The following is a 15,434-nucleotide window of genomic DNA, read 5'->3' as shown; positions in this document are numbered from 1 at the left end:
TATTCTTAGTTAGAAGTCATGAAGTTCGAATTTTCAGTAGCTTTAAAGTATTTGATTCCAGGAAGGGGAAGGCTATATTCAGCTATAGTCTCCCTATTTTCTGTGGGTATCATTTCTCTTGTTGTCTGGCTTTCTATAGTTTTTATTTCAGTCATTCACGGTTTAGAACAAAGATGGATAGAGGATCTTTCCCAACTCCATTCTCCAATTACTATTCTTCCCTCCGACACATATTATTCTTCGTACTACTATCAAATAGACAAACACTCCAGTCTTTCTAACTACACTACGAAAACTTTAGGAGAAAAAATAGCTTCTCCACAAGTCGACCCTTATGATCCTGAATCAGACTACCTTCTTCCGGAAACATTTCCATTAAAAGACTGTGATCTAGGAGGGCAGCAAAAAGATCCTGTAAAGATGACTCTAGAATCTTTAGGACCCTACCTTCAATCCCAACACGGGAAAGTGATCGAATTTGAGCAGGGAGTGGGTTACCTCGATATCAAAACCTCTCTAAAATTACAAAAACCTCAGCCTAGAAATCTCACGCATTTTTTAACGTATCCCTCTAAGCTTTCCTATGAAGATAAGGTTTTACCCTACGATGAAACAGACTATACCTCTGCGGAATTGAATCCATTTAATAGAAGCCCCTCGGGATGGCAACAAGATTTCCATCATTTAGAAGAACTCTACCGAGGAGCTTCGATCATACTCCCTAGTACTTATAAAGACTCTGGTTATAAAGTAGGGGATACAGGAGTTTTTAGTACCTACTCCATAGAGAATGAAAAAGAAACTCAATATACAGTTCATGTCATCGGATTTTATAATCCCGGGCTCTCTCCGTTAGGGGGAAGAACTGTATTTATAGACCCAGATCTTGCTAGATCCATTCGTTCTCAATCCGAGGGCTTGGGGATGAGTAACGGCTTCCATCTATTTTTCCCCGATACCAAACGCATTGTCTTTGTAAAAAAACAAATAGAAAATATTCTAACTTCCTTAGGTGTCGATGACTATTGGGAGATTTCTTCCCTACACGATTACGATTATTTCCAGCCTATCCTAGATCAACTTCAAAGTGATCAAGTTCTCTTTCTTTTTGTGTGCATACTTATTCTTATTGTTGCTTGCTCCAACATCGTGACTATGTCGATGCTCCTTGTAAATAATAAGAAAAAGGAAATAGGCATTCTTAAAGCTATGGGGACATCATCACGAAGTTTAAAGATCATCTTTGCTTGTTGTGGAGCATTTTCAGGAGCTTGTGGAGTGGTTATAGGAACGATATTCGCTATAATTACATTAAAAAATTTACAATTCATTGTAAAAGCACTGAACTATTTACAGGGAAGAGAAACATTTAATACTGCTTTCTTTGGCCAGAATCTTCCCAATAGCGTTCACCCCCAGGCTATTTATTTTCTAGGGTTAGGTACGCTACTTTTAGCCGCAGTTTCAGGAGCCCTGCCTGCAAGAAAAGTCGCAAAAATGCATGTCTCAGAAATTTTAAAAGCAGATTAGCTATGTCCTTACTTATAGAAGCTAAAAACCTTTCTAAAACTATCCAGCAACAGAACCAAAATATTTCTATTTTGACCGATGTATCGTTATCACTGCATGCAGGAGAAACTATATCGATTACAGGAGCCTCAGGTAATGGTAAAACCACGCTATTGCATCTCTTAGGAACTTTGGATGTTCCTTCTTCTGGAAGCTTACGCTTTTTTGATAAGGATCTAAAAAACCAGGATCTTGCGAATTTTAGAAACCAGCATATCGGCTTTGTCTTCCAAAATTTTTATTTGCTAGAAGACGACACAGTATTAAAAAATGTCTTAATGCCAGCTCTAATTGCTCGAAAAAACATATCTAAAGGATCTCCTGTATATACCAGGGCTCTAGAGCTCTTGGATTTAGTGAATCTTGAAGACAAAGTACGGACTCGCTGCTCTAAATTATCAGGAGGGGAAAAACAGCGAGTCGCTATTGCTAGAGCGTTAATCAACGAACCGGCCATCCTTTTGGCAGACGAGCCTTCGGGGAATCTCGATGAAGAGACTTCAGAACAGATTCATAACCTTCTGTTAGAACAAGCATCCGCATTATGTGGAATTCTTATTGTGACACATAATAAGCACCTCGCCTCTAGGTGTTCTAGGGAAGGAGTCTTATCCAATGGCAAGCTATTTTTTCATAACTCTTAAGAAAACACTCCCTCTGATTTCAAGATAAATCCATATTTTTGAGATCTAGCTTTAGACGGTGTCTGAATGCTTTTATATCAGCAGCCGTTAAGAAAAAACTGCTAATTGTACGAAAAGAAATTTATGGAAATATTTTTAAACTAAGAGACTTGTTATTTTCGGCTGTTTTTGTTTGGAAAAAAATTTGAACAGACTTATAATCGCCCTCTCTAGTAAGACAGTTACATTATTATGGAAAAAAGAAAAGACACAAAAACAACTATAGTAAAGTCCAGTGAAACTACGAAGTCATGGTATGTTGTTGATGCTGCTGGGAAAACCTTAGGAAGGCTTTCTTCAGAAGTGGCAAAAATTTTAAGAGGCAAGCATAAAGTCACCTATACTCCTCATGTGGCTATGGGAGACGGTGTTATTGTTATTAATGCAGAGAAGGTTCGCCTAACTGGAGCTAAGAAAGGCCAAAAAATCTATCGCTACTACACAGGATATATCTCTGGAATGCGAGAAATTCCTTTTGAAAATATGATGGCGAGAAAACCTAATTACATTATTGAGCATGCGATCAAGGGAATGATGCCCAGAACTCGCTTAGGAAAGAAACAATTGAAGTCCTTAAGGATTGTAAAAGGGGATTCATACGAAACTTTTGAATCTCAAAAGCCAATTTTATTAGATATTTAATTTAGGATGAGTTGTGGCAAAAAGTACAATACAAGAATCTGTAGCTACAGGTAGAAGAAAACAGGCTGTCTCTAGCGTCCGTTTACGACCTGGAAGTGGTAAAATTGATGTAAACGGTAAGTCTTTTGAAGATTATTTTCCTTTGGAAATTCAAAGAACTACAATTCTTTCTCCTTTGAAAAAAATTACAGAAGACCAAAGTCAATACGATTTAATTATTCGTGTGAGCGGTGGAGGGATTCAAGGGCAGGTAATTGCTACAAGATTAGGCCTTGCACGAGCTCTCTTAAAAGAAAATGAAGAGAATAGACAAGACCTAAAGAGTTGCGGGTTTCTTACTAGAGATCCTAGAAAGAAAGAACGTAAAAAATACGGACATAAAAAAGCTCGTAAAAGCTTCCAATTCTCTAAGCGTTAAGATATTTACCGTTTTTCGAATCGTTTTTGGAAAAAGCCTTTCTTATTACAGAAAGGCTTTTCTTTTTCTAGGGATCCCAAAAAATGCCCGTCCCCTCTGATTATTTCTAAAAAATAGATAAGTCGAATCTAAAAACTTCCCATCTTGTTCTAAAATGAAATACTCCACTTTTTTCCCTCCACCAGAAGCATGAATGAGGGTGGAACTATCCTGTTTCAACATAACATGAGAAATACGCTTTTCTTCTTTAGGGTAAAGAAATATTAACCCACCAGAAGGAAGGTTCTCAAAGCTAGAGATCCAATGACAATCCGCATATTGATCTGCAGCGTTTCTAGGGACGTTGTATCCCTGTGCCTGGTAAAGGATATTGATAAATCCCGAACAATCAACACCCGGCTTTTCCAGACTTTCGTGTACAGACCGTCCTCCCCATACATAGGGAAAGTTCAGTAAAAGGTCTGCGTCTTTAATTAAAAGTTCAGCAAAGAAGTTATAATTTAGACGACGTAGATGTCTAGGATCGCATTGAGGTGTGCCGGAGCCCCAGATGGTGTTCATATGATTGAGAATATCCTTAGGGAAAATAACGGTATTTTGAGAATTCACATGGAGTAAAGTTCCAAAAGGAAGAGGGATCCCCCAAGGATCTAAAAATGCATCCACAGAAACCACAGAAACATTTGGATGGATATGAAATTCAGGAGTGCAGGGGACTAGGGTAGAACGAAAGCTATGACCTGGATAGGGCTTCCATAACAGCTCATTGTGGAATAATTGGGAATATGCATAGCAGGTGCTCCCTTTGACTAAGACGCGCTCTCCAAAAAGGACTTGAGTTTCAATAGCACCTTGTTTAGAGAAAAAATCAGCAGAAGGAGAAAATGATAGGTAGTGTTTCATAATTTCCTTCTGACAAGTTTAAGACAAGGTTCTGAGTGAATTTTTTTCGGGTGAATTCGGTACTTTTCTTTGGAAGGAAGAAAAACTATTTATAAATGCATTTCAAAATGTCTTCAAAAACAAGATCCTCTTTGTTTTCAGAAGAAACCCTACATAGCTTCCCTAAGCTGTCATAATAGGCAATAACAGGAGCTGTGCGTTCTTGATATTTTGTTAATCTTTCTTTAATGATTTCCGGGGTATCGTCAGAACGCCGTATCAAAGGCACATGACAGTCTGGACATTCGGTATGTCCCTGACTTGTGTTGTAGATACGCGAACAGGAGGGGCAAAGAAATCTTGAACACACTCTTTTTAAGATCTCGTCTTCAGAAATCTCTAGGAAAATCACCGTGTAGTTAGAATGGACGTCCATAAGAAAACTATCCAGAAGATGCGCCTGATCTAAGGTTCTCGGGAACCCATCGATAATGCATCCTTTAGAGCAGGCTTGGCTTTGCAGTTTTTCTTTCAGTATTTCCCATACAAAATCACTAGGAACAAAAGCACCCTTATCTAGGTAGGCTTTAGCCTTCAATCCATTAGGAGTTCCTTCTCGAATAATCGCTCTTAATAAATCCCCAGTACTGATGTGGGGTAAGCCTATTCTATTGGCAAGATATTGAGATTGGGTTCCTTTGCCTGAGCCTGGAGGCCCCATAATAATAAAAACAGAGCCCTTAGTCACTTCGAATGCTCCTTAAATTGACGTCACCATTACCCCTAAAATCAGGGAAACTTAACAATACTTTTCGTACGACATGGGGTAAAACAGAGAGACTTTTCCTAGAATGCAAAGCACTATAGCGCTCCGAAGACATTCCACCTAGATTCTGATAGAATTGGATCGTTATGAGTCCCAAGATTTTCCCTAGGACTACTATATATCTTTTCAAAATACTGTAAATATAGAAAAACAAGAAAATTAAAAGAAAAGAGGTCTCTTTGGCTTGAACGGGGAAATAGTAAAGAATATAACTTTATTTTTTTTAATAAATAAACTATAATTATTTAGTTTTTTTATTAAAATTTGTTAAAGGGAGGATAATAATGGCTTGTTCTATTGGTTATCATCTGTGTAATGCAAACGAGCCCGACAGATTCGTTGCGTCGAAAGTAGCTCTAGTTGCAGATATTCTTCTCTACCCTTTTATGGCGGTCATTTGTGCAGTTGTTTTTGCCGTCTTGATGGTAGTAAAACTACTGTTTTTAGCTATAAAATTCCTTGTTAATACCTGTATTGCAGCTTGTAAATCAAGGCCTCTGCCCTCGTGTAAAGAGAATTTTCAATGCTTGTTTGGACCAAAGGATAAACCAGGTCCATCAGATTGGTTAGGATGCCTAGTACTTATTCCGATCATAGGGACCCTAATTTATAGCACGATTATTACAGTACAATCGGATACTAATCGTTTAAGATACTTTATTATATCTCCTGCTTATCAAGTGGGATCAACTGCTATTATAAATTGGTAATAACTATAGATAGGGGTTTTTCTAAGCTAGAAAGACCTCTATTTTTATATTCATGGACCAATAACAAGTAGTTTCTAATAATTAAAAATATTTTAAACAACTACATCGTAATTAGAGGGGGAAGGGTTAGAATTTTTATTCCAGTTAAAACTAAAAATCTTTAAAATATTGTTCTTTATATCAATTTTCTCAGAAACCAACGGTTATTCTTATGGCTTGTTCTATTTTTTTTAGAATGTCTCAAGGAGATTATGATGATGAACCCTTGAGTAAGAAAACGGCTTGTTTAGTTGTAGATACTATGTTGTATCCTGTAATTGCTGTAGTTTGTGCAGTTGTAAGTGTAGTTTTGTTGATTTTAAAGGTTCTATTTCTACTTCTCTCATTTCCGTTTAAGTTATGTAGTGCATCGAGTGCTTTACCTGGGGAAAGAGTAAGTCTGGGATCACATTTTAAATGCCTCTATGGTGGTGGCCTTCCTTATCTACTTGCGTGCTTGTTAATCGTCCCAGTCATAGGAACCGCAATTCACGGATTTATAATTTCACATAGGACTAGTGAGGACGCTAGACTCTCATCCGCAATAGTCTTTATGCAAGCCCCGATTCTTCAATTGGCAGGAATGTCTGGATTAATCAAACCTTAAGGAAATGAGCTCGCTTCGTTAGAAAGAGAAGTCTTTTTAAATAGACCAAGGAAACTCTTCTTCCTTGCATTAAATAAAAAATGACTATTTTTAAACAAAGAGGCGTGATAAATTTTTCTGGTAAAATTTATGTCTGCCATGATTTCTCTTTCTTCTTCACATGAGGCAAGCATTGCTTCTAATACACAGGTCCGCGACGTCCTAGTATCTTTAGCTATGGACGAATTTGTTGAACATAACACAGAGATTCTTCCGATTAAAGTATTCCTAGCCCGAGGAACACTTTCGTCAACTGCTATTATAGATGATTTGAAAGATGTAGTAGAGACAGAAGGCGAACATCACTTTCAAGTGTATTCTAATATCAGCTTGAAAATGATTTATCAGAGATTTTTTGAAAAAATATTTGGAATAGGGTGTTGTCCCCTGTTGTTAGTGACAGATTCTCATCACACTGATCCCTGTGGAGCACTCATAACCGGTATTTTCGCAGCTGTCCTCTTTACAGTCTTAGCTATTGTGTTCGGGCCTACACTAGGCATTTTGTGCTACTCTGCATATAAAATTTATCAACTTACCAAGAAAATATCCTCTTTATCAAGAACCCACACTGAGGTCATAAATTCCGTACAGAAATCAGATCCTTTTATACATCGTTCAGGGGCTGTAGCCGCCGCTGCCGCCTCACAATCTACAATCAAGGCTTGTAAAGTATTTAGACAATCCACATTAATTTTCTTTGTGCTTGGCTTAATTATTACGATATCTTTAGCAGCTTTAATTGTAGGCCTTGTTTTTGCTCTATTTTTTTTAGATCCTGGAGCTCCTGCTGTAATGACCGCAGCAATGATAGGATGCTGTGCTGCAGGAGGAACAGGAATCCTCCTCTCTGTAATAGGCTTTTTACTTGCTTCTGTGTATAGCGTGCAGAAAAGCCAAGAAGGTGTTCATCATATGCATACCGCACTATTGCGTTGTATAGTGAGTAACACAATTATTCAGATGCCCTACCTTCCTATCACTCCAGGAACTAAAAAAGTGCTTACTCAGTCTATACGAAGATACCAACAGTTCTTCAGTGATGACGAGTATAGAGATATCGAGAGCGAAGTCCCCTTGAACCGTCAGACGACGCCACCTCCAAGTTACGAGACTCTGTTTCATGAGGAGGGGAGCGATGGTAGCAGCAACGTGATTCCTAGAGAATCTCCACCGGCCTATTCTACGATAGACTCGTCGAATTCTCCTTTTCCCTCTTCTTCTCCTCCTCCTTATTATCGCTAATTTTTATAATCACCGTTTTAAGACTAGATTGCATGTGCTTTTTATAACGAAGTTTCGCATTGTGTTTATGAATTATTTATTTTAGCAATAGGCAAGCTGTAGTTTTTAATTTTTATCTAAATTATAAATTTAAATTTTTAAGTTTTTAAGTTTTTCGTTCAAACAATCGGTTATTAAAATTCTTAAATTATTTTAAATACGATTCTAAAATCAGTCTCGAGAGTTGAAGTTTTTAAATCATTAAGATAAAATACTTCTGTTAATAAACAAAGAACTTACTTAAGGCTGAGAGCCCTTAGCTAAATACTTATCGTTAGTAAGTAATGTATTGTTAGTAATTGGTTTATTTTATGGTGTTTTCCCCTTCCTCAGAATCTGTTGTTAAAGCTAATTCAGTGGTGCGCAGTAACTTCTGTTATTTTCTAGAAAACAAATTTGTATCTCCTTCCGAGAGTACAGAAGTAATGTTTAGTGAGATCATGAAGGGACGAGTTCCTGATATTGAATCTCTATTTGATAGACCAACCGACATGATGATGACAGGGTTTAAAGCTGCGCAGAATTTGGGGAATTTGTTCAATAGCTTCGGAATATTGATTATGTGCTTTTCGCAATGTAAGAGCTGTCAAACTCCAGAAAAAGAGACATCAGCGATCGTTTTAGGAGCTACACTACTTTTCTTCGTAATTGCTCTTATCCTAGGACCGACATTAGGTGCCCTGGTTTATTGTGCTTATAAAGTTTATACGCTTGGGAAGATGATTTACTCTCTGAATAAGGCGAAGGCAAAAGTATTACGTCATCCTGCTCAAAATGTCTTCCATCGAGCTGCAGGTGTTGCAACCATAAGGTCATCAGAAGAGGCTGTAAAAGCGTGTAAGTTGTATAAGAGTGCTATGATAGGGTCCTTAGTCGTTAGCTTAATAGCTTCTTTAGCTTTAATAGCCTTAACAGCTGGCATTGTCTTAGTATTATTTTTTGTAGCTCCTGGAGCTGCTCCCGTAATTACTGCGGCAATGATGGGGTGCTGCGCTGCAGGTGGAGGCGCTCTGTTAATTTCTCTGCTAGGACTATGGATTGCTATAGTTCGTAAGGCAAAGCACCAAGAGGCATGCGTGGGTCACCTAACGAATGTTGTTTTGCATACTGCCGTTAGTGAGGCTCTGCTACATGATCCCTCTCATTTCCAAACAAATGCATTGGCAAGAGACCTATTTCTCACAGACTGTCTGTCTCATTATGGACACCTCTTCTCTAACGAAGAAGTTGCTCAGTTAGTTCAAGGAGGAGCTCCTGGTGGAGGTTCTCGACCATCTCAGCATTATGGAGGCTCCTCTGATTATCAGAATAGAAGAGGAGGAAACGGTAATTTTGGAGGAAGTCACTTTGGTGGGGGAGGGGGCTTTGCAGGATCCCATTTTGGAGCAGGATACCCTACGGCTCCTACCATGCCTAGTGCTCCTCCTCCTTTTCCACCGCCGGCTTACGATACTATCTACGGCTAAATCGCAACGCCTATCTTTTTTAGAGGATGTCCATTTTATATATCGAAGAGATATTATCGAAGTCTGCTATATCATAAGATTCTGGAGAAATAATCCAAAATAGAGGTGAGCGGTCCCTACCTACACGCTCTATAGGATAGAGTTTTTCTTCTCTACCTTCAGAAAAGAAGACACTTTTAAGGATAGGCTTTTTATTTTCCCCCTGAACATAAACAACAACATGCTTGCCTTTATGTACGCAAGGAAAGGTTAAGGTCATTCTTTCTGTTTCTAGATGTGGAACAGAATTAAAGACCACAAGGTCATTTTCCTCCTCCAAAGCCGAGGTATTGGAAAAAAGAGAAAGGGTGTGACCATCTTCTCCTAGTCCTAACATAATCATATCAAAGCTAGCATCAGGAATTTTATTTTCTATAAGTTCTTGGTATTTTTTCGCTCCATCGGGATTTTCTGTTTCCATTCGAAAGATCTGCTCATCAGGAATATTCAAATCACGGAGAATGCTCATAGCCTGGCCGTAATTACTTTCTGACGATGTTATCGGAGCTAGTCTTTCATCTCCCCAAAATAGAAAAATCTTACTAGGATCTATAAGTTTGTCTTTATTGATAACGATATCTTTATAGATTTCTAAAGGAGTTTTGCCTCCAGATAATGCTACATAAAATGCTCCCCGTTGCTTAATTGCCTGGTTCGCAGAAGCTATCCAATCTTTACTAGCTAGATCTATAAATAGAGAAGGTTGCTTTGTAAGCAAAAGTTTGTTCGTATCATTGAAATTTATCAGTGTTGCCATAGTCTCAATCCCTATGTTTGTCATGCTTATCGATTTCTAGATGCTGTATAAGATTGTCTATAAAGGTCTCCAGCTTCTTCCGTCTCTTTCAATGAGAGCATCAGCTTCTTTAGGACCTGAAGATCCTGCAGGATAGTTTGGAAACGAGGGTGAGGAATCTTGGTCCCACTCCTCTAATACAGGAGTAAAAAGCTTCCAAGAAGCCATAACTTCATCTCCACCAGTAAATAACGTACGATCCCCTATAATGCAATCACATAATAAACGCTCGTATGCTTCTGGAGTTGTAGTTTGGAAATAGCTGTCGTAACGGAAGTCCATCTTAACAGGACGGACAATATTATTAGTTCCTGGAACCTTACAGTTGAATTTCAAAGCGACACCTTCGTCCGGTTGAATTCTGATGATTAGCAAATCATTTTCTATCGGACAACGTGAACATTCTTCGGCTGCAAATAAATTGTAGGGTGATTTTTTAAAAATAATAGAAATGTCTGTAGATTTTTTGGCGAGTCGTTTTCCTGCACGTAAATAGAAAGGAACTCCAAGCCAACGGGGATTATTAATGACTGTTTTTAAAGCTACGTAGGTCTCTACTCGGGAATCTTTGTCAACATTCTCTTCTTCACGATAGCCAAGGACCGAGACTCCTTGAACCGTTCCTGGACCATATTGTCCTCGGACAATCGAAGAACCTTCTGAAAATGGTGAGATACGTTGAAGAATTTTGATTTTTTCTTTTCTGATTTCATCAGCATCAAAAGTTGTAGGAGGCTCCATAGTGAGTAAACAGAGTAGCTGCATCATATGGTTCTGTACCATATCCCGAAGCATCCCAGATTTCTCAAAGAAATTGCCGCGAGATCCTATGCCAATCGTTTCACTCAAACTGATTTGGACATGATCGATATATTGTGAATTCCAACACGATTCGAAAATCGTATTGGCGAAACGTGTTGTTAAGATGTTTTGAACCGTTTCTTTCCCTAAATAGTGATCTATATGATAGACCGAATTTTCATTAAGATTCTCATTGATACATTGCTGAAGTTGCTTAGCACTATCTAAGTCTCTTCCAAAAGGTTTTTCTATAATGACACGGGACCAGGGTTTCCCTTGGTCTTGATTTTTATAGAAAAGCTTATGTTTATTTAAATTTTCAATGATTCTAGAAAAATATTGGGGGGGAGTAGAAAGATAAAAAAGACGATTTCCACGTGTTCCGTACGTTTTATCTAAATCTTCTAAGGAGTCCTTGAGAGATGTATATCCCATATTGTTATCGAATTCTGAGCGATGATAAAAGAGGCGCTGTTGGAAATCTTCCCATACCTTAATATCTAATTCGGAAGGAGAAAATTGTATGACAGCTTGTTTCATCTCTTGGCGGAACAGTTCATTCGATTTCTCTCGACGTGCAAATCCTACGCAAACAAACTGGTCTGAAAGGCGTCCTTCTTTAGTGAGGTGATATAGAGCGGGTAAAAGTTTCCTTGCCGTCAGATCTCCAGTCGCTCCAAAGATAACTAAAATACAAGGAGGGCACGTTCGTGGGGAATTCAATCCACCTATAGTTTCCTGAACAACATTCGTCATTTTTATCTCCTTTTTTGTCCCCGCACTTGCGAAAATAACAAAAAGTAAAAAGTTTCTAAAATTAAAATCCCGTAGTTTTTGATGATTACAAGGTTAGTTTTTTAGGTAAGCTATCTAGAAAACTTGTTAAGATTAATGTTGCAGCCAGGGAATCTGTTTTTCCTTTCCGATCTTTTCTGCTTAGTCCACAATCTTGCTTTAACATACGTTCCGCTTGTACTGAAGAAAGCCGTTCATCCCATAGGATGATTTCTACCGTAGAAAGCTTCTTAAGCTCCTCAGCAAGTAAGGAAACTTCCTCTTGCAGAGATGAGTAAAGACCTTTTTGCATAGGAAGGGGATTCCCTAGAACTACACAAGTTATATTTCTACTTAAAATAATCTTATGAAGAGCTTCTGCTGACAACTTAAGATTTTTACCTGCTTCTATATTTCCAATCGGTAGTGTCAATAGGAGGGGTTCGGCTGCATAGGCAAGGCCGATCCGTTTTTTCCCGTAGTCTATGCCAAGGTATGCTTTGCAACTAGATGGCTTAGACATGGCTTGCATCCTTAGAATAGACTAGAGCTGCTTCTATAAATGCGATAAATAGAGGATGGGGAGAGATGAGTTTAGATACAAATTCTGGATGGAATTGCACACCAATCATCCAAGGATGATCCGAAACTTCAATAATTTCACAAAGCCCTTGTGGAGGACAAGTCCCAACGATCCGTAAGCCGTGGTCTTCTAAACTCTGTATGTAATCCGGATTTACTTCATAGCGATGGCGGTGGCGCTCCTGAATCAGAGAAGATTCGTTATATGCTTTATGGGCTTTGCTCCCTGGCTTTAATAGACAAGGATACGCTCCTAAGCGCATGGTGCCTCCCGTAGCTACTAAGGGATCTTGCCCCTCCATGACATATACAATAGGATGAGGGGTGTTGGGGTCCATTTCTAGGGAATTTGCCTGATCCAGATTTAAGACATTGCGAGCATACTCTACAACAAGCACTTGCATTCCTAGGCAAATACCAAAATAAGGAATGCCTTGTTCTCGACAGAATTTAGCTGCAGCGATTTTTCCTTCCCAACCACGAACGCCGAAGCCTCCAGGAACTAAACATGCGTCGCATTGAGAGAGTTCCATAGTAAGATTTTCATCTTCAGCATCAATAGGGATAATTTCAGCAGCATGACCTAATCTTAAAGCTGCATGAGTGAGTGCTTCGAATATGGACTTATAGGCATCTCGGTGTTGAACATACTTCCCAACGACTCCAATTTTTACCTTCGGAAGATCTTGAGATAGCTGATTTACCAGTACCTTCCAGTCATCAAGATTTTCTGGAACCGTAGCTAACTTTAACTTTTCCCCTATGAAATTGGCAATTTTCTCTTGAGCAAGCATCAAAGGCATTTCATAAATGGTATGTTTTACATCTATAACGTTAAACACTGCCCGGTTGGGAACATTGCAAAAGAGACTGATTTTAGATTTAACTTCTTGAGTTAAAGGTTTTTCAGAACGACATAGAATCGCGTCGGGAATGATGCCAATACCACGTAGAGTTTGTACGGAGTGTTGCGTTGGCTTACTTTTAACTTCGTCAGCAGCCTGTAAATAGGGGACATAAGTCATATGAATATTTAGACAATCTTCGGAATGGTCATACCGAAATTGTCGAATTGCTTCTAGGAAGGGAAGAGATTCAATATCTCCTATGGTCCCTCCAATCTCGACAATAAGAACATCTGGAGAGTGCTCTTTAGCTGCGTCTAAAATGACTTGAATGATTTCATTGGTAATGTGTGGGATGACTTGTACCGTGCTTCCTAGATAATCACCCTCACGCTCTCTTTTAATGACACGAGCATAAATTTGACCTGAAGTGGCACTTGAATGTCTAGAAAGTGCAGCAGAAGAGAATCTATGATAGTGACCGAGATCAAGATCTGTCTCAACCCCATCATCTGTAACATAGATTTCTCCATGCTCAAAGGGATTCATAGTTCCTGGATCTACATTTAGATATGGATCCAATTTTAACATAGCAACGTTAAGCCGTTGACGTTCTAAAATTAGGGCTAGGGATGCTGCTGTTAACCCTTTTCCTAAAGAGGAGACAACTCCTCCTGTTAAAAATATGCATTTGAAAGGCATGTGATATATTGTTCTACTTTAGCTATGTCTTCTGGATAATCAACAGAGGGACTTTTTGCATCTACGATACACACATGGATCTTGCCTCCATGTTCTAGGAAACGTAATTGCTCAAGATCTTCGGCATCGCTTAGAGGAGTTGAGCTATGCTGTAGGTAGCGGAAAAGAGCCTCTCTTTTAAAAGCATATACTCCAATATGGAGATATACTGGGGTTGCTTTTTTAAGAATAAAAGGAATAGGACTGCGACTAAAATACAGAGCCCTTCCCTCAGAGTCAAAAACACATTTTACTTTTTTTTCTGTTAAGATCTCTTCACGATCTGTCGTGAGTGCCACAGGAGTCACCAGTTCTGCTTCAGGAGAACTTCTCAACTTCTGAACCAAAGCGTCGACAACCTCAGAATTTAGACAAGGCTCATCACCTTGAATATTTACAATAATCTCAGCTTTAGGGAAGTACTTTCTAGCTACTTCACCTGTGCGTTCTGTACCATTGGAACATGTAGGAGAAGTCATCACTGCATAACCACCAAAATCAGTCACGTGGTCGATAATATGCTGATCGTCAGTAGCAACAACAATTTTATCTAATAGAGAACTTTGGGAAGCATTCTCATAAGTTCTTTGTATTAAGCTTTTTCCATGAATTTTAGCCAAAGGCTTTCCTGGATAGCGACTGCTATTCCAGCGTGCGGGCAAAACTCCAATACACAGACACTCAGACTCTTCCGGCTTCATAAGGAGATACCTAACAAAAACTTATGTGTTTAAGACTACCAGGATTATTGTGATGCATTTTATAAAACGCAATATTTTTTTTATTTTTCTGAAAAAAAAGTATTTTATTTTACAAAATAAAAATCTCGAAGGGATATTATTAAGTTAGTTATCTTGTTTTGTTTTTTAGTTTATTATGTTGCAGAGTTGCAAAAAGGCCTTATTATCCATAGTAGTATCGATTTTAGCTTTTCACCCTATCCCTGGTATGGGAGTCGAAGCTAAATCTGGTTTTTTAGGGAAAGTCAAAGGATGGTTCTCAAAAAAAGAGATTCAGGAAGAGGCTAGAATTTTACCAGTTAAAGACAGTCTTTCATGGAAACGCTATGACTATACATCAAGTTCTGGGTTTTCTGTGGAATTTCCTGGGGAGCCTGATCATTCGGGGCAAATTGTAGAAGTCCCTCAATCAGAGATTACCATACGTTATGATACCTATGTAACAGAGACTCATCCAGACAACACTGTGTATGTAGTCTCTGTTTGGGAGTATCCTGAAAAAGTAGATATAAGTCGTCCAGAGCTCAATCTGCAAGAGGGGTTTTCAGGCATGATGCAGGCTCTCCCTGAATCCCAGGTTCTTTTCATGCAAGCAAGGCAGATTCAAGGCCATAAGGCTTTGGAATTTTGGATTGTTTGCGAAGATGTTTATTTCAGAGGGATGTTGATTTCCGTAAATCACACTCTTTATCAAGTCTTTATGGTTTATAAGAATAAGAATCCTCAGGCCTTGGATAAAGAATACGAGGCGTTTTCTCAGTCTTTTAAAATTACTAAAATACGAGAACCAAGAACGATTCCTTCTTCAGTGAAAAAGAAAGTGAGTCTGTAAGATTCTATATTTTGGATTTGTGTTTTAAGAACCATTGCCGGGTTGGCAATGGTTTTTTTATTTATATTCTCAATATACTAGGCATCTGAAAGCTCTAATTCTTGAGAAAAAGCAAGGAC

Annotated in this window: 15 protein-coding genes; 8 read left to right on the top strand and 7 right to left on the bottom strand. The window is 38.6% G+C overall.

Annotation, left to right across the window (positions count from 1 at the left end; genetic code table 11):
• Positions 1–18: 18 nt before the first annotated feature.
• The 4 genes from CPB_RS01265 to rpsI all read left to right on the top strand — a co-directional run bounded on the left by CPB_RS01265 (position 19) and on the right by rpsI (position 3,312).
• Entirely contained in the window at positions 19–1,530 is a 1,512-nt protein-coding gene (locus CPB_RS01265) for an ABC transporter permease (protein ID WP_011126090.1), read from the top strand.
• A 2-nt stretch (positions 1,531–1,532) separates the two neighbouring features.
• Positions 1,533–2,213, top strand: coding sequence for an ABC transporter ATP-binding protein (locus CPB_RS01260; RefSeq protein ID WP_010882900.1), 681 nt, complete (start codon positions 1,533–1,535; stop codon positions 2,211–2,213).
• Positions 2,214–2,444: 231 nt separating this feature from the next.
• Complete coding sequence (rplM, locus tag CPB_RS01255) at positions 2,445–2,894, top strand: 50S ribosomal protein L13 (RefSeq protein ID WP_010882899.1); 450 nt, start codon at positions 2,445–2,447, stop codon at positions 2,892–2,894.
• Positions 2,895–2,907: 13 nt separating this feature from the next.
• On the top strand, positions 2,908–3,312 hold the full coding sequence (gene rpsI, locus CPB_RS01250; RefSeq protein WP_010882898.1) for a 30S ribosomal protein S9: 405 nt from the start codon (positions 2,908–2,910) through the stop codon (positions 3,310–3,312).
• Positions 3,313–3,357: 45 nt separating this feature from the next.
• Here the strand turns inward: rpsI and CPB_RS01245 are convergent, their stop codons facing one another.
• Together CPB_RS01245 and CPB_RS01240 are read right to left on the bottom strand one after the other, a co-directional pair.
• The gene (locus tag CPB_RS01245; RefSeq protein ID WP_010882897.1) at positions 3,358–4,215 is read right to left on the bottom strand and encodes a C40 family peptidase; all 858 of its coding nucleotides are present in this window, start codon (positions 4,213–4,215) and stop codon (positions 3,358–3,360) included.
• 85 nt (positions 4,216–4,300) lie between these two features.
• On the bottom strand, positions 4,301–4,942 hold the full coding sequence (locus CPB_RS01240) for an adenylate kinase (RefSeq protein WP_010882896.1): 642 nt from the start codon (positions 4,940–4,942) through the stop codon (positions 4,301–4,303).
• A 999-nt stretch (positions 4,943–5,941) separates the two neighbouring features.
• Here CPB_RS01240 and CPB_RS01230 point away from each other — a divergent pair.
• From CPB_RS01230 to garD (CPB_RS01220), 3 genes are all read left to right on the top strand, one after another.
• The gene (locus tag CPB_RS01230) at positions 5,942–6,376 is read left to right on the top strand and encodes a hypothetical protein (protein ID WP_010882894.1); all 435 of its coding nucleotides are present in this window, start codon (positions 5,942–5,944) and stop codon (positions 6,374–6,376) included.
• 129 nt (positions 6,377–6,505) lie between these two features.
• Positions 6,506–7,660: an inclusion membrane protein GarD gene (gene garD, locus CPB_RS01225; RefSeq protein ID WP_010882893.1), complete on the top strand. Its 1,155-nt coding sequence runs from the start codon at positions 6,506–6,508 to the stop codon at positions 7,658–7,660.
• Between the two features lie 350 nt (positions 7,661–8,010).
• Positions 8,011–9,165: an inclusion membrane protein GarD gene (gene garD / locus CPB_RS01220; RefSeq protein WP_231854636.1), complete on the top strand. Its 1,155-nt coding sequence runs from the start codon at positions 8,011–8,013 to the stop codon at positions 9,163–9,165.
• Between the two features lie 19 nt (positions 9,166–9,184).
• Here garD (CPB_RS01220) and pgl read toward each other — a convergent pair whose 3' ends face one another.
• The 5 genes from pgl to kdsB form a co-directional block, all read right to left on the bottom strand.
• Positions 9,185–9,961, bottom strand: a complete 777-nt coding sequence (gene pgl, locus CPB_RS01215) for a 6-phosphogluconolactonase (protein ID WP_010882891.1) — start codon at positions 9,959–9,961, stop codon at positions 9,185–9,187.
• A gap of 57 nt (positions 9,962–10,018) precedes the next feature.
• The gene (gene zwf, locus CPB_RS01210) at positions 10,019–11,557 is read right to left on the bottom strand and encodes a glucose-6-phosphate dehydrogenase (RefSeq protein ID WP_010882890.1); all 1,539 of its coding nucleotides are present in this window, start codon (positions 11,555–11,557) and stop codon (positions 10,019–10,021) included.
• A gap of 85 nt (positions 11,558–11,642) precedes the next feature.
• Entirely contained in the window at positions 11,643–12,098 is a 456-nt protein-coding gene (gene ruvX / locus CPB_RS01205; protein ID WP_010882889.1) for a Holliday junction resolvase RuvX, read from the bottom strand.
• Positions 12,091–13,704 carry a CTP synthase gene (locus CPB_RS01200; RefSeq protein WP_010882888.1) on the bottom strand — a complete coding sequence of 538 codons (1,614 nt, stop codon included), beginning with the start codon at positions 13,702–13,704 and terminating at the stop codon, positions 12,091–12,093. Before CPB_RS01200 ends, ruvX begins: the two co-directional genes overlap by 8 nt.
• A complete protein-coding gene (gene kdsB, locus CPB_RS01195) occupies positions 13,680–14,444 on the bottom strand; it encodes a 3-deoxy-manno-octulosonate cytidylyltransferase (RefSeq protein WP_010882887.1) in 765 nt (254 codons plus the stop codon). Before kdsB ends, CPB_RS01200 begins: the two co-directional genes overlap by 25 nt.
• A gap of 175 nt (positions 14,445–14,619) precedes the next feature.
• On the opposite strand from kdsB, the gene CPB_RS01190 reads away from it, so the two are divergent.
• Entirely contained in the window at positions 14,620–15,315 is a 696-nt protein-coding gene (locus CPB_RS01190) for a hypothetical protein (protein WP_010882886.1), read from the top strand.
• The last annotated feature ends 119 nt before the right edge of the window (positions 15,316–15,434 follow it).

This window comes from Chlamydia pneumoniae TW-183 (assembly GCF_000007205.1).
GTDB lineage: Bacteria > Chlamydiota > Chlamydiia > Chlamydiales > Chlamydiaceae > Chlamydia > Chlamydia pneumoniae.
This window is presented reverse-complemented; position numbering and strand designations above follow the sequence as displayed.

Bases quoted from the DNA above. Each gene is read 5' to 3' on its own strand.
- CPB_RS01265 (WP_011126090.1), top strand. From the start codon at position 19: ATGAAGTTCGAATTTTCAGTAGCTTTAAAGTATTTGATTCCAGGAAGG.
- CPB_RS01260 (WP_010882900.1), top strand. From the start codon at position 1,533: ATGTCCTTACTTATAGAAGCTAAAAACCTTTCTAAAACTATCCAGCAA.
- rplM (WP_010882899.1), top strand. From the start codon at position 2,445: ATGGAAAAAAGAAAAGACACAAAAACAACTATAGTAAAGTCCAGTGAA.
- CPB_RS01245 (WP_010882897.1), bottom strand. From the start codon at position 4,215: ATGAAACACTACCTATCATTTTCTCCTTCTGCTGATTTTTTCTCTAAA.
- CPB_RS01230 (WP_010882894.1), top strand. From the start codon at position 5,942: ATGGCTTGTTCTATTTTTTTTAGAATGTCTCAAGGAGATTATGATGAT.
- garD (WP_010882893.1), top strand. From the start codon at position 6,506: ATGTCTGCCATGATTTCTCTTTCTTCTTCACATGAGGCAAGCATTGCT.
- garD (WP_231854636.1), top strand. From the start codon at position 8,011: ATGGTGTTTTCCCCTTCCTCAGAATCTGTTGTTAAAGCTAATTCAGTG.
- pgl (WP_010882891.1), bottom strand. From the start codon at position 9,961: ATGGCAACACTGATAAATTTCAATGATACGAACAAACTTTTGCTTACA.
- zwf (WP_010882890.1), bottom strand. From the start codon at position 11,557: ATGACGAATGTTGTTCAGGAAACTATAGGTGGATTGAATTCCCCACGA.
- ruvX (WP_010882889.1), bottom strand. From the start codon at position 12,098: ATGTCTAAGCCATCTAGTTGCAAAGCATACCTTGGCATAGACTACGGG.
- CPB_RS01200 (WP_010882888.1), bottom strand. From the start codon at position 13,704: ATGCCTTTCAAATGCATATTTTTAACAGGAGGAGTTGTCTCCTCTTTA.
- kdsB (WP_010882887.1), bottom strand. From the start codon at position 14,444: ATGAAGCCGGAAGAGTCTGAGTGTCTGTGTATTGGAGTTTTGCCCGCA.
- CPB_RS01190 (WP_010882886.1), top strand. From the start codon at position 14,620: ATGTTGCAGAGTTGCAAAAAGGCCTTATTATCCATAGTAGTATCGATT.